The sequence below is a fragment of the Bacillus methanolicus MGA3 genome (genome assembly GCF_000724485.1).
Lineage (GTDB): Bacteria > Bacillota > Bacilli > Bacillales > Cytobacillaceae > Bacillus_Z > Bacillus_Z methanolicus_A.
Genome location: NZ_CP007739.1, coordinates 2,079,006 through 2,092,870 on the forward strand (window position 1 = coordinate 2,079,006; position 13,865 = coordinate 2,092,870).

At 37.6% G+C, this 13,865-nt stretch carries 10 protein-coding genes and 1 other RNA gene; 1 reads left to right on the forward strand and 10 read right to left on the reverse strand.

Going from position 1 to position 13,865, the window contains the following annotated elements; all coding sequences use genetic code 11:
* Window positions 1-81 precede the first annotated feature (81 nt).
* Entirely contained in the window at window positions 82-1,593 is a 1,512-nt protein-coding gene (locus BMMGA3_RS10040; RefSeq protein WP_004435151.1) for a carboxypeptidase M32, read from the reverse strand.
* A 437-nt stretch (window positions 1,594-2,030) separates the two neighbouring features.
* Window positions 2,031-3,950 (reverse strand): ATP-dependent DNA helicase, encoded by a 1,920-nt coding sequence (locus BMMGA3_RS10045; RefSeq protein ID WP_004435154.1) that lies wholly within the window; start codon window positions 3,948-3,950, stop codon window positions 2,031-2,033.
* 270 nt (window positions 3,951-4,220) lie between these two features.
* Between BMMGA3_RS10045 and BMMGA3_RS10050 the strand changes: the two genes are divergently transcribed.
* Window positions 4,221-4,439 (forward strand): hypothetical protein, encoded by a 219-nt coding sequence (locus BMMGA3_RS10050; RefSeq protein ID WP_004435156.1) that lies wholly within the window; start codon window positions 4,221-4,223, stop codon window positions 4,437-4,439.
* 97 nt (window positions 4,440-4,536) lie between these two features.
* On the opposite strand, the gene BMMGA3_RS10055 is transcribed toward BMMGA3_RS10050, so the two are convergent.
* The 8 genes from BMMGA3_RS10055 to BMMGA3_RS10085 form a co-directional block, all read right to left on the reverse strand.
* Window positions 4,537-4,797: a hypothetical protein gene (locus tag BMMGA3_RS10055; protein ID WP_004435159.1), complete on the reverse strand. Its 261-nt coding sequence runs from the start codon at window positions 4,795-4,797 to the stop codon at window positions 4,537-4,539.
* Between the two features lie 212 nt (window positions 4,798-5,009).
* Window positions 5,010-6,149 (reverse strand): THUMP domain-containing class I SAM-dependent RNA methyltransferase, encoded by a 1,140-nt coding sequence (locus BMMGA3_RS10060; protein WP_004435162.1) that lies wholly within the window; start codon window positions 6,147-6,149, stop codon window positions 5,010-5,012.
* 12 nt (window positions 6,150-6,161) lie between these two features.
* Window positions 6,162-8,222 (reverse strand): sensor domain-containing protein, encoded by a 2,061-nt coding sequence (locus BMMGA3_RS10065; protein WP_004435164.1) that lies wholly within the window; start codon window positions 8,220-8,222, stop codon window positions 6,162-6,164.
* Window positions 8,223-8,344: 122 nt separating this feature from the next.
* Window positions 8,345-8,743, reverse strand: an RNA gene (gene rnpB / locus BMMGA3_RS17420) — RNase P RNA component class B.
* Between the two features lie 81 nt (window positions 8,744-8,824).
* The gene (gene gpsB, locus BMMGA3_RS10070) at window positions 8,825-9,127 is read right to left on the reverse strand and encodes a cell division regulator GpsB (protein WP_004435170.1); all 303 of its coding nucleotides are present in this window, start codon (window positions 9,125-9,127) and stop codon (window positions 8,825-8,827) included.
* 287 nt (window positions 9,128-9,414) lie between these two features.
* On the reverse strand, window positions 9,415-9,867 hold the full coding sequence (locus BMMGA3_RS10075) for a CotD family spore coat protein (RefSeq protein ID WP_004435173.1): 453 nt from the start codon (window positions 9,865-9,867) through the stop codon (window positions 9,415-9,417).
* Window positions 9,868-10,204: 337 nt separating this feature from the next.
* Complete coding sequence (locus tag BMMGA3_RS10080; protein ID WP_004435176.1) at window positions 10,205-11,494, reverse strand: ribonuclease H-like domain-containing protein; 1,290 nt, start codon at window positions 11,492-11,494, stop codon at window positions 10,205-10,207.
* Window positions 11,484-13,787 (reverse strand): DEAD/DEAH box helicase, encoded by a 2,304-nt coding sequence (locus BMMGA3_RS10085; RefSeq protein WP_004435179.1) that lies wholly within the window; start codon window positions 13,785-13,787, stop codon window positions 11,484-11,486. Before BMMGA3_RS10085 ends, BMMGA3_RS10080 begins: the two co-directional genes overlap by 11 nt.
* Window positions 13,788-13,865 lie beyond the last annotated feature (78 nt).

Genomic DNA, 13,865 nt, shown 5'->3' on the forward strand with positions numbered 1-13,865 from the left:
ATCATAAATTAAGAAAGGATATGAAATAACAACCTTTTCAAACTCTTCATGTAACCAGGCTGCTTTCACAGTTCGAAAAAACTAGTTTAATTGATATACTTTTTTATACTTTTCGTACAAATAATCAACTAAATATTTTGCGTTTAAACCTTCCCCTGTAACATCATGTAATATTTCCAAAGGTTTCTTCATTTTTCCAAATTGATGGACTTTTTCAGTAAACCATTCTTTTATAGGAAGTAAATTGCCCGATTCAAGAAGTTCGTCATAGTTCGGCAAATCCTTCAGCATTGCTTTTTTAAATTGTGCTGCATACATATAGCCTAATGCATACGAAGGGAAATAGCCGAAACTTCCTCCTGACCAATGAACATCCTGAAGTACTCCATTTGCATCATTGATCGGACGTATTCCCAAATATTCCTCATATTTGTCATTCCATATTTGCGGAAGGTCTTTAACATGAATTTCGTCATTAAACAATCCCTTTTCAATCTCATACCGAATAATGATATGGAGCGGATAGGTTAATTCATCTGCTTCAATTCGGATAAGCGACGGTTTGGATTCATTGATCGCCCGATAAAAATCATCCAGCTCCACATCATCGAATTGGCCGTTTGCGTATTTTTTCAATAAATCATAGTTTTTTTTCCAGAAAGAATAATGGCGTCCGACAAAATTCTCATAAAACAAAGATTGGGATTCATGGATTCCCATCGATGTACCGGTACAAAGCGGTGTACCAATTAGGCTTGAAGAAATATTTTGTTCATATAGTGCATGCCCGCCTTCATGAATCGTGCCGAAAACAGCAGTCCGAAAATCGTTTTCATCATATTTTGTTGTCACTCTCACATCACCCGGGTTAAGTCCGATGGCGAATGGATGAACGGTTTCATCCAACCGTCCGGCTTCAAAGTTATACCCCATTTGTTTAAGTATTTCAAGACTGAATTCGCGCTGCTTTTCTTTTGGAAATGTTTTAAATAAAAAATCGGTTTTTGGTTTATTTGGAGATTCGGAAATCGCCTTTACCAAAGGAACAATTTTTTCGCGCAATTCACTAAAAACCCTATCAAGTATATCGACGGTTACACCCGGTTCATACATATCAAGAAGTGTGTTATATTTATTTCCTTTATATCCCCAATACCCGATAAATCTCTTATTCATTTCAACCAGCTTTTCAAGGTATGGGCGGAATAATTCAAAATCAGATTTTGCTTTTGCCTCTTCCCATATACTTTCAGCCTTTGACTGCAGAATAACATATTTTTTATATTCTTCTGCAGGAATTTTTCGATTTCGGTCATATTCTTTTTTGCATTCATCCAACGTCTTTTTCGTCACTTCTGATAAATGTTTAGCAGATGACAACTTGACTATGTATGCCGCCATTTCTTCCGATGTAGACATTTTAAAAACTTCTGAAGAAAGCATTCCGATTACTTCTGAACGCTGTTCTACTCCCTTTTTTGGCGCTCCTGTCCGAAGGTCCCAATAAATAAGGGAAAGCGCTTCCGAAAAAGCACTCATTTTCTTTACATATTCTAAAAATTCTTTTTCTATTTGTCTCAATGCTTCACTCATGCCAAAATTCCTCCTAAAAAATAAGGTGAAACTTCCATCAGTAGGGGGTTATCTTTCATCCCCCACTGATGGTTAGTTGAACCAATCGGGCATTTCCCCACTTAAAGCTTCTTCGATTGCTCTTTATTCTGATGTGAGGGTCTTACTGCCCGTTAATGCGGGATAAACCTGCTTTTCAATTTTATCACATTTTTCTGATAAATAGACTTTCAGTCACTGACAAAATTTCGTTTATCGAAAAAAAAAGGCTGTCTCATAAGGGTCTGACCCCATGTTCGTTTATCAATATATAGCACATTTATGCAACATTATTATGTCCTATATATTGTGTTATGGGGTCTGACCCTCTAGCTTTTGAGACAGCATCTTTGTATTATTATGAGTATTCAATGAATAAAAGAGAATGAACGCATATTCCCTAACGTCTTCCTTTAAGTTTAAAATTCAGTAACTTCCGTTGGCAAAACCTTTTTCACCAGTTCAATCACTTCAGGATTTTCTTCCTCATTTATTAAAATGTGTACCTGACCTTTATCATCACGACTCCTAATCAGCCTTCCTACACCTTGTCTTAAACGCAGAAGCATGTATGGAACATCAACTTCCCAAAAAGGGTTGTCCGATCCTTCACGTTTGGCAGTAAACACAGGATCTTCCGGCGGAAATGGAAGAGAAAAAATAATGACATTTTCCAAAGATCTTCCCGGAATATCCAAACCTTCCCAAAGATGAGTGGAACAAAGAACGGATTCTTCTTCATTTTGAAACTTGGAAACCAGCGTGCTGATTTCCGCTTCACCTTCATAGTAAATGGGAAAAGATGTAGACTCTCCTGCAAACTTTTTAAACTCTGACAAGTGGTTTGAATCATTAAATAAAACAAGGCTTCTCCCGTCTGTTTTATTTATTTCCTTTAATGTATAAGAAAACTTTTCAGTTAGATCGTTTGACGAGAACTTCCTCATAAAAATCTCCATATTTTGATCATAGTCAAAAGGTGAATCGACTGAAAAAGATAAATATTCATCAATGCCAAGACTTCTTGCCATATATTCAAAAGAATGATTTTCAGAAAGTGTCGCTGATGAAAAAATAAACGGTATATTTTGCGAAAATACTTCTTCCCTCATAATTTCTTCAACCATTCTTGGCATAATGACAAGCGTTCTTCCTTCATTATTCATTTCAAACCACGAAATTCCTTTAGCATCTTTCAGAAAAAGTGACAGAGAATATGTTATTTGTTCCAAGTATTCTTCGACAATTTTTAAATCATAATCGTTTATCGTAAACATTTCACTTTCAAAAACTAATTCTTCTTCAAGGCCATTAATGATGTCGAGAAGTCTTTTTCCATGATCGAGAACAGATTGGTTTTTTTGGATCACCTGTTTATCAGATCCAGCTACTTTTGAAGAAGAACTTGTTAATACATCAAAAAACGTAGAACTCTGAAGTATCACTTCTTCAATTTTCGTTAACGTATTTTCCCTTATATCATTGGCTGATAATCTTGTTAAAAGATTTTCTAGTGTTTGTTCCGTTAACCGGTACGTTAACGCTTTTTGGCACGCATACTCAAGAAGATGGCCTTCATCAAAAACAACTGCGCAGCTGTCCGGCAAAAGCGGAAGCTGTCCTTCGCGCTTTCTAGAATCTTTTGTCCAAATATGCTCCATATAAAAATCGTGCGAACAAATAATTAAGTCTCGAGCTCCGCGATAATATTCACGGTGAAGAGTTTGGCCGCACCGATGCCGCATTTCGCAGCTTAAGCAATCCTGAAAAGGATCCCATGCTATTTTTTCCCATTGTTCATCTGTTAGATCAGGGTAATCCTTGCGGTCACCGTAATGATGGAAAGACTGCATAGATAAATCGCCATATACAAACGCAGGCAGCCTTTCATAAACATCAGCATATACCCCTTCCTCTAGGTAAAGATGATCAAGTTTTTTTAAGCACAAATACTGATCTCTCGACTTTGCAAGCCGTACATCAATATTGAGGGATAATGCTTTTTCTAATTTCGCAATATCCCCTTCCTCCTTGACTAGCTGCTCTATCAATGTTTCATCTGCACAAGCAATAATTGCCGGCCTATTCGTGTAACGAGCATACGCGATGGCGTATAAAAGATAAACGATCGTTTTTCCTGTTCCAACCCCTGCTTCCGCAAAAATGACTTTCTTTTCTTTAAAAGCTTTTTCAAGCTGGAAGGCCATGTATATTTGTTCATCCCTCAGTTCAAATCCGGCTTCTGGAAGAATGTCATAAAATACATCTCCGATCCACTCATTAAGTTTTTGAAAAAATGACTCTGTTTTAGATATCGTAAATGGCAATCTGCTTATCATGTCATTCCCCCACATATAGAAAACAGAAAGCGTCTTACAAATAGGACGCTTTCAATTTCTCAAAAATATAAGAACAGACATCAATCATTTTAGCTTATCATAAAACTTAGTCAAGTCAATTGATTCAGCAAAAAAAAAAAACGCTTCTTTAATAAAAAAGAAACGTTCAAACCACTATTTCAAGTTTTTTGGTCTAAATCTAACTGAAATCATATATTTTTTATGGAGGGTAAAATATATCCCATACCAAATGAAATAGGTGAGACCAAAATGTTTGTTGTTTATTTTTACGAAAACAAAAATCTTTTATTAAGTAAGCTGCTTAAACGTCTTCCATCCGTAGGTGAAGATTTAACAATCAAAGGTCGTAAAGGAAAAGTTTCAAGTGTAAATTGTATTGATGAAAAAATTTTTTATGTGCAAGTTATCTTAGAAAATGTTAGTAAAAATAAACTTATTGTTGATGATTCAAAAAAGAAAAAAAGGTAAGTAAGTAAATACTCTCAGTTAATCCCCAATTGCATCTTATAAGAATCTGTTTATAATGCAACTTTGTTCTAAATAGGAGGATTAGACCGACAATTTTCTAAATATACGAATTTGTCAGATTATTATTTTGAGAATCTAACATCACAAGTAAAGTTTCTCTAAATTCTCCGCTTTCATCTAATAACAAGGAGTATTCATAATCATAAATCCGACCATTAACTCTTTTTTCACCTTCTCGATCAATAAAGATATTTATTACCCCTTTTCGCTTAATTATTTCAAGTAAACCAATAATGTCTTTATATTCTTTATTTATGATGGTTGTCGAGTTTCCTTTATCTACAAATTTTACTATCATAAGAAACACCTCGAAAATTTAGAAAATTAATAATAATTATAACTTAATTGAAGGGTGTTTCCATTAATTAAATTTGAATTTTTTTTAAACTTTTTTGCCGCTCTTTCTAACTCTCTTGTAAATAGAATGATCCCATCATTGTACAAACAAAAAGCATCCGACAAACGGATGCTTCATTTTGAATACTATAAATGCCTTTAAACCGCACCACATCAACGTTCGCGGGGCGGCCTTTTCCCCCAAAATTGATAATAATCTGTTCGGATGAAGCCATTAAACAGTTTGCGTTTTTTCGTTGCAGGCTTACCGTATAGCTGTTCGAAATCCGGGTGAGAAGTTAATATATAAATGGACCATGTTTTTAATGGAGCAAATACCTCTCCCATTTCCCTGTACATTTGTTCAACTTGTTTTTTCTCTCCAATCCTTTCTCCATATGGAGGATTCCCAACGATGACTCCGTATTCCTTTTTTGTTGTAAAGTCTTTTACTTGCATTTGTTTAAACTGGATTAAATCGCCAAGGCCAGCTTCAAACGCATTTTCCTTAGCAATTTTAATCATGCGATGATCAATATCCGATCCGGTTATCTCAAGGGGTTGGTCGTATTTTGCAAGGTCCTCTGCTTCAATTCTGACATCTTCCCATATTTTTTCAGGCATCCAATTCCATGTTTCGGAGACAAACTCGCGATTAAATCCCGGCGGAATATTTTGCCCGATCAATGCTGCTTCTATCGGAATCGTGCCCGATCCGCAAAACGGATCAACAAACGGACGCTCAGGGGTCCAATTCGTCAGCATTACCAACGCCGCTGCAAGAGTCTCCTTTAAAGGGGCCTCGCCCTGTCCAGCGCGGTAGCCGCGTCGATGGAGCCCGCTCCCACTCGTATCGATTGTGAGCGTTGCAATATCTTTATGAAGTGCTACTTCAATCCGAAAAAGCGCTCCTGTTTCTTCAAACCAAGATGTTCGCTTATAAGCATTTTTTAAACGTTCAACAACAGCTTTTTTTACGATTGCTTGGCAATCAGATACACTGAATAATTTCGATTTAACCGATTTCCCGATAACCGGAAACTCAGCGTCTTCCGGCAAGTATTTTTCCCATGGAAGGCTTTTTGTTTTCTCAAATAGTTCATCAAAGGTCGTTGCTTTGAATTCTCCGACTTTTAATTTTATCCGGTCAGCAGTCCTCAGCCATAAATTTGTGCGAGCGATCGCCGTTTCATCACCGGAAAAACTTACTTTGCCGTTTTCTACCTGACATTCATAGCCTAAATCCCTTACTTCTTTTGCAACGAGAGCTTCAAGCCCCATTGCAGAAGTGGCAATTAATTGATAATTGTCCATATTTTCCCCCTGCTACAATAATTGAGAATTCCATTCTGCAAGAAATTTTTTTAGTTGTTCGAATCGGAGTGGTTTCGTTATGTAAAAACCCTGGACTTGATCGCATCCTTCCTTAAGTAAAAAATCAAATTGTTTCTGATTCTCAACACCTTCGGCCACTGTAATCATCTGCAGCTGTTTCCCTATTGTAATGATTGCTTTCACGATAGAAGAATCCTCTTTGAATTGATGAATATTTTTTATAAAGCTTTGGTCTATTTTTAACTTGTCAATAGGAAATTTATTCAAATAACTAAGAGATGAATAGCCCGTCCCGAAATCATCAACTGACAGTTTTATTCCTAGCTGTTTCAGTTTAACTAATATTTTTATTGTTTCAGGAGCATTTGGCATGATTACCCGTTCGGTTAATTCAAGCTCAACACAGTACGGATTGATATTAGACGCTTGAATCATCTTTTCAATTGTGCTTAAGAACTTATCCAGAGCAAAGTGCTGGGCTGAAATATTTATAGAAACCTTAAGATTTGGAAAACCATTTACATGCAGCTGTCTTATTTCTTCGAAAGCAGTTTCGATTACCCATTCACTGATCGGGACAATCAAACCTGTGTCTTCTGCTAACGGGATAAAATCGCTGGGAGACACTCTTCCAAATTCAGGTTGATTCCAGCGGAGCAGAGCTTCAACCCCGGAAATTTCACCGGTGCTTGTTTCAACTTGCGGTTGATATTCCAGGAAAAACTCATTTCGGTCTAGGGCTTTTCGCAAATAGTTTTCCATTTTCATCTTTACCGTTTGATTGCTGTGCATTTCTTCATGGTAAAACTCAAATTGATTTTTTCCGCGTTCTTTTGCCTTATACATCGCTTTATCAGCATTTTTTAATAAGTTTTTCACATTTTTCCCATCAAACGGATAAAGGCTTATTCCAATACTTGTTGAAATATAAGCTTCATATTGTTCAAGCATAAATGGTTCTCTAAGTGAATGGATAATTTCTTCCGCATATTTGGCTGCATCTTTTGGATGTTTAATATTAGGAAGAACAATAACAAATTCATCTCCGCCCAGTCTGGCAATTATGTCTTTATTCCTTAACAGTCCCTTAAACCTTTCAGCGACATGTTTTAATAGTAAATCACCGTAGTTGTGCCCTAATGTATCATTAATATGCTTGAAACGATCCAAATCCAAGAATAGGACAGCAAGCTGTTGGCTGTATCTTTGAGCAGTATTCAATAAGCCTTCGAGCCTTTTTAGTAAAGAATAACGATTGTCCACACCTGTCAATGAATCATGATGTGCAAGGATATGCAGCTGCTCCTCGGTTTCTTTTAATTCCGTAATATCTGAAAAAACACCAACGTAATTTGTCACGTTTCCGTTTTCATCCTTAATCGTACTAATAGTCAGCCACTCAGGATAGATTTCGCCGTTTTTTCGCTTATTCCAAATTTCTCCCTTCCATTTTCCCTTTTCAATAATATCTTTCCACATCTTCTCATAGAACTTTTGATCATGAATACCTGATTGGAGGAGATTTGGTTTTTTGCTAATTACTTCTTCTTCATGGTAACCAGTGACGATCTCAAAAGCAGGATTTACGGATAATATATGACCATTTTGGTCCGTTACCATAACACCTTCACTTATGTTTTCTAGTACTTTTGCTGCTAAGCGAATTTCGCTTTGCGATTTTTTCTGCTTTGTTAAATCTCTGAAAACAATTACGTAGTTAATAAGTTTTCCGGCTTCACTATAGACAGCACTAATATTCATCCATTCCTGATAAATCTCTCCACTCTTTCGTTTTTTCCATATTTCTCCTTTCCATTTTCCGTCTCTATGTAAGTAATTTTTCATATTCTCATAATCGTTTCTGTTTAAAAATAAGCTAGAGAAATCAGTACCCTGCAATTCTTCCTCTTTATATCCGGTAACTTTTTGCCCCCATGGGTTAATGCAAAGTATTTGATAATATGGATCTAAAACGATAATCCCCTCTTGCATCCTTCGGAAAACAATGTTTGCCAGAGAATCAACTTCTTTTTCTTTCATTTCGTTTAACATTGAAATTTCATTGCCCCCCAGCCCAGCAAAGACATTCGTTGAAACATTTTATCGTCAATATAAGAAAAGCTCTCCTTAACAGAGGAGAGCCTTTGTTCAACATACATATTCCATTAATAACGTTCTGTAAGCCATGTTCTGTACCATCGTACTCTAACGACTTTCGTCTCGTACTCCGGCGGTAATCATCTATCTACAGATTGAAGCCTCAATCTGTCCTTCTCCTCGTTCATTTCCTCAGAGAAGGTGCCCCTACCATTATTTGGGTTTCTCGCTCGCGGGGTTTACCTCGTTCCACCCTTTTCATTTCTGAAAAGGCTGCGTCACTGTGGCACTTTTATAGGTACTCATGCCATATCCATCAGGACTTAGGCATTTTCCCAGCCGTCAGCCGAGCCTGTAAGCACCGGCTGCCCTAGCTTATGATTTCGCTAGGCACGAACACTACGAGCATCTCAGCTCGTGCGAGCATGGACTTTCCTCTGCAACTGAAAAGCCAGTTACAGCGATTACCCGAACGTTATTAATGACTTCAAATGATATTATATGTAATGCAGGCATCAAGATCAATGGGTTTCAAATAGAAATTAAACCAACGATTATCAATCATACAATTTGTTGCCAAACACGTGTTTTTCAAGATTAGAGAGCCGTTTTAAAATATCAAAGTTCGTTGTTCCGGCAACTGCCTGTGTGTTTTGGCGTTTTGAAGATTCCTCTAACTGCTTTTTCAAGCGTAAGTTTTCTTGCTTTAAATCTTCAATTTCTTGATGAAAGGTTTCATAATCTTTTATAATTATATCTAAAAACTTATCTACATCTTCCTGCTTATAACCGCGCATTGCTGTTTTAAATTCTTTTTCCAAAATATCCTTCGCCGTTAACTTAATTTTATCAGACAGCATGACACTCACCTCAGTATTTGCCAATCGTTACATAATATTCTTTCAAAAATAAGCACAATTGTCAATTTATCTTTCCGATGTTATTGGTTAAAACGCTTTATTTTTTACAAGTTCTCGCTCTATAGCTACTTGCAAGACTTTAGTAATCAAAAAATTGACCTTTATTTTAATTAGGATTTAACCGACTTGTCATGGATGCTCACATACAAAACATCATATGAGTTGATATCCCCAAAAATGTATGTAAGTAAACAAGGGCTGAAACAGCCCTTGTTGTTTTTTACTAGCTATCTCCAATTTGGAGGCTTTTGAGCACCCGGAAAAGACTCTGCACCTGCAACTGCGCTCGGTCCCATACCTGGTCCATAACCAGGGCCCATACCTGGTCCATAACCAGGGCCCATACCTGGTCCATAACCAGGGCCCATGCCTGGTCCAAAACCTGGTCCTGGTCCATAGCCTGGAGCGAACGCACCGGCTACTGCACCTGGTCTTGGCGGAGGACCAAATGCCGGACCCTCAACAGGGTAAGGCGGATTAAAAAATTGTTGATTGGTTACATTATTTACCGCCGAATGCGATTGCGGGAAAAAATGCTGGTGATCAAAATTAATGTGGTTTACCGTTGTTGTATGAGTCGGATGGATATGGGGAACCACATTATTAACAAAATTGTGATTTACGCAGCATTTTGTAGGATGAACAATTGCTGGCAAAACATGACTTGGTTTACAGAACATATCGTTTTCTCCTTTCCTGAAGACTTGCTACATTAACAGCCTATGTAGGAATGGAGATTCTTGTACTAATGAAAAAACCTAATTTCTAAATGTTAGGCGCATTCTTCAAATAAAAAGATTATAAAAATGTATAAAAACTATCTTTTAGTGTACTAAATATAAAGGCAGTTAAACAGATTACTAGGAAAAACAAATAAAGTAGAGTTCTATACACTGCGATCAGCCCCACAAATATTTTCCGTTTGAAATTTTCCATTCAATTTTATATTTTATCCCTTTCAAGAGGTACAGACAACTAAAAAAAAGCCGTTTTCAACGGAAAAATCTTAAAAATTTGTTACAATTCCCTATTACTAAATGACTGTTTCTGATAGTCTCTAGATGCTGTAATTTTTTTCGTTAATCTTGTAATTCTTTTATTTAATTCAGCTAAAAAAGGATCGCTTTTTACCCGCAATACTTTTAATTGCTCTTCATGAATCGTCTTCGCTTTTTCTGCATAGTTAAGGGCTTGGCCATAATCTTTTTTCCGATGTTCGAATAGCTTTGCAGCCTCAATTGATGCTTCTTTTTGCACCTTTTTTGTTCCATGCTTACAAACTTCGATAAATAAAGACAATGCTTCATCCCAGTTCTTTTGCTTTTTTTGCTCGTATGCCAAGGCGAGCTTGGCAGAAATTGCTTCAGGCCCGGTTTGTTCTGCAAGCTGTGAAAAAACGTTCTGTGCAAGCTTTGAGTCCCCTAATGCTTGATACCATCTTCCAACTTCATAAGTTTCTTTTTTTGTCTGATTGGCATCAAGCCCGAGCAACTGATAAGAAAGGTGAGTATAAAGTGTGATTAAAGACAGAATATCGAGTTCATTATGCTTCAATATTCCAAACATGCCCTCTGGGTTTTTTCTTTCCACAAAATCAAAATAAATCATTGGTGCAAGAAAACCGGGAATATCATCTTTTCTCTCTATTTCGAGTATTTCTTTTTCAACGGTCGATAATTTAATGTTTTCTAGTTTATGTTTCCATATTCTTTTGGCGGCATGATATAGATCAAAATGCCCAAATGGAGGAAGCTTTGGCACATGCTCCCTGATTAAAGTATGCCTTGTTTTTACTTGAGGCCAGTCAAAAGATTTCCCGTTATATGTTACAAGCGTCCTGTAATCAACATTTTCCAAAAAGCTTTGATAAAGCGGGATTTCCGCTCCCGGGTGGGGAAGAATGTGCTGTTTTAAAATAATATTCGATCCTGAAACACTCGCATGACCTAGTAAAAAAATGGTATTTCCGGTTCCTCCTCCAAGGCCGGTTGTTTCCGTATCAAAAAAGAAAAGATCATCCGGTTCATACCCCGCCGCTGAAAGCGGATGGGAAATGTCCGAATGATTCCAAGCATGGACGGCCTCAATAAAATCACTGAAGCGATATTTTCCATGCTGATACGAAAGAGGATAGGCTACTTCGCGTACAAAACAATAACTGTCATCGAAAAAAAATGGCGAAGTATTTTCCTTTTTCCACTCATCTAAATAAGGAATTTCCATTACTGTTTGTTTCTCATTTTGAATCGATTTTTCTTCTCTCACCAGATGGGATTTGAGCCGATTTAATTTATTCTTAAGCGTCATCATTCCACATCCCTTGCGGTACAGATACTGACAAAAATATGTCCAATAATTTCAAAACATCATTTTTTACTGTATCATTTTCACTTTCAATTCCAATGCAAGATGGACATCCATGTTCACATTGGCAATTTTGAACCATTTGTTTTGTTTCCTTTAGAACTTTTTCCATTCCCTCGTAAATTTTTTCACTTAAACCAATACCGCCCGGATAACGGTCATAAAAGAAAATGGTCGGCTTTTCATTATGTGCCGCCTTCACTTGCGGAACAACATGAATATCCTGTGGATCACACATGACAAACAAAGGTGCGATATGTTTTAATGCATGGGCTGCACCAATTAACCCCTGTTCAAGCCGATCCTGTCCAAAATCTTTTAACTCTTTTTGCAATGAAATCCAGGCTGAATTCGTATGAAGTTCTTCCTCGGGAAGATGAATAGGCCCCGATCCGATATTTTCGTGGGTTTCAAATTTTATTTTTTTAAAAATTGTCGCCATTGCATGTACGCTTACATCTCCGAACGCAATTTCTGTTCTATTATCGTTCCTCGTTTTATCTACTTCAAGGACTTTAAGCTGTACGGCAAGATTCGCATCGGTAAAATAATCGACATCGACTTCCCTCACATATGCCTTTTTTTCTTCCCAATCGAGCTTTTCGACTTGATATTGTATCCCTTGATGCAAATAAATAGCCTCTTCATGCAATAACGTCATCGCTGAGAAACGGTCCATTTCACCGATCACTTTCACATTTGCCGCATCTGACTGGTCAATAATCACAACATTTTCCTGTGATGCCGACCGCAAACTAATATTATGGGCCGGGAACGAGTCGTTCATCCAGTACCATTTATCACCGTTTTGAAACAACACCCTTTCTTCCGCTAAAAATTCCAGTATATCCTCTGTCTCGGCTGAACCGAATTTCTCTCCTCGTTTGAACGGCAATTCATAGGCAGCACATTTAATATGATCGACTAAGATAATAAGATTGTCAGGATTGATTCTAGCTGTTTCAGGGCTTTTGTTAAAGAAAAAATCAGGGTTTTGGATGATATATTGATCTAAAGGGCTTGAGCTCGCGACAAGGATAACGAGAGACTCTCCGTGTCTTCTGCCTGCCCTTCCCGCCTGCTGCCATGCGCTTGCAATTGTACCAGGATAGCCGGTCATGATACACACTTGGAGCTGCCCAATATCTACGCCTAATTCAAGGGCATTTGTACTGACAACCCCATAAATTTCACCAGAACGAAGCCCTTTTTCAATTTCCCTCCGCTCGGTTGGCAAATAACCTCCTCGATATCCTCTAATCGATTTTTCCCCTAACTGATGTTTCACAAGGTCCTGCAAATATGTAAGCAATATTTCAACCCGCACCCTGCTTCTGGCAAACACAATCGTTTGGATTTTATTTTTCAATAATTCTCCTGCAAGCTTTCTTGCTTCAAGAGTGGCGCTTCTTCGAATGTTTAAAGGCTTGTTGACAACCGGCGGATTGTAAAAAAGAAAATGCTTCCTACCGCTTGGAGCACCGTTATTGTCAATCAGTTCCATTTTCTTTTCGGTAAGCGATTCTGCCAGCTCTAGCGGATTAGCAATTGTCGCCGATGTGCAAATAAAAATCGGATCTGTTCCGTAAAATCGGCATATTCTTCGAAGACGCCGAATGACATTCGCAACATGGCTGCCAAAAACGCCTCTGTAAATATGGAGTTCATCGATCACAACATATTTTAAGTTTTCAAATAAAGAAACCCATTTTGTATGATGAGGAAGGATAGCGGAATGGAGCATATCAGGGTTCGTTATGACAATGTGCCCGGCTTTCCTGACTTTTTGGCGTATATTTGATGGAGTATCACCGTCATACGTATAACTGTTAATACTCACTCCTGTTTCTTGAATCAATTCATTGATTTCGCTTTTTTGGTCCTGCGCAAGCGCTTTTGTCGGGAAGATATATAAAGCTCTCGCATTTGGATTATTGATAATTGTCTCGAGAACGGGCAAGTTATAACACAATGTTTTTCCGGAAGCAGTCGGTGTGACTGCAACGATGCTCTTGTTATCCATGACAGCATCATAGGCTGATTTTTGATGGGTGTATAGTCTCTTAATCCCTCTATTTTCAAGTGCTTGCCTTAAGGACGGATGGATTTCTTCCGGCAATTCAACTGTCTTGGCTTCCCTTTCCTCAATTGTGTGCCAATGGACAATGTTTTGCCTGTATTCATCGTTATTTTTTAACATCGACAATATGTCTTGTAAATCTTTTCGAACCTTCAATATCCCTCACCTCATACCATCTATTGTAACGAATAAACGTTCGTTATTAAAGAGAATTACCCTCAGTTATGTTTTTCT